This window comes from Streptomyces roseolilacinus (genome assembly GCF_014649335.1).
Lineage (GTDB): Bacteria > Actinomycetota > Actinomycetes > Streptomycetales > Streptomycetaceae > Streptomyces > Streptomyces roseolilacinus.
In genome coordinates this window covers 1-903 of sequence record NZ_BMSV01000034.1, presented here as the reverse complement: position 1 = coordinate 903, position 903 = coordinate 1, and the positions used below count along the sequence as shown (strand labels likewise).

1 pseudogene is annotated in these 903 nt (G+C 68.1%); it reads left to right on the top strand.

The features are described from left to right. Positions 1-903 (top strand): annotated as a pseudogene (locus tag IE106_RS29950) (conjugal transfer protein TraA); the annotation flags it as partial.

Sequence of the window (903 nt, the reverse complement as noted above, 5' to 3'; positions counted from 1 at the left end):
ACGAACCCGCTGGTGAAGGTCCGCAAGGCCACCGTCGACGACCTGACGATGGACTCCAAGGGCCGCGTCACCATCGGCGTCTGCCACGACGGCAAGCCCGCCCGGATGCGGCTGTGGGATCCCGGACAGGGCGCGCTGCGCGGCATCACCGCCGGCGTCACCGGTGCTGGCAAGTCCGTCCTACAGAACCTGATCCTCGCCGCGGAGAAGCGCTCCGGCGTCGTCTCCTGGGTCGGCGACGTCCAGGGCGGCATGTCCCTCCCGGAGGCGGAAGGCCGCGTCGACTGGTTCGCCAAGGGCCCGGTGGAGACGCTCCTGATGCTCACGGCCGCGCACGCGGTCATGAAGTACCGCGAGCGGCTCTCCAACGAGATGGGCCGCGGCGACTTCGACCTCAACAAGCCGTGGCCGCTCATCAACATCACGCTGGACGAGATCAACCGGCTGCTGTCCCACCCGGACGAAGCGATGCGCAAGGCCACCGCCTACCTCATCGCCGACATCCAAAAGACCGGCCGCAAGGTCGGCATCGGCATCCGGCTCGCCGTGCAGTCCCTGCACCTCAAGGACCTCGGCGACGACGACGCGATCCGCCAGCAGGGCAAGGTCGGCGCGCTGTTCCTCATGCGCACCGCCTCCTCCTCCACCAAGGAGATGGGCCTGGACGGCATCGCCCCGGCCGGTTTCCAGATGGAGAACATCCCCGCCCGGATCTACGAGAACGGGCAGATCGAGGCGCTGTTCTCCGGCAAGGACGACGAGGACGGCGAGAGTACGGCCGGTATGGCGTACATGTTCCTCGACGGCCGGGCGAAGTTCATGCGCACCTTCTTCGCGGAGAAGAAGGACGGGGTCTACCCCGACCTGATCGCCCTGTACGGCGAGGACCCGCCCACCGGGCTG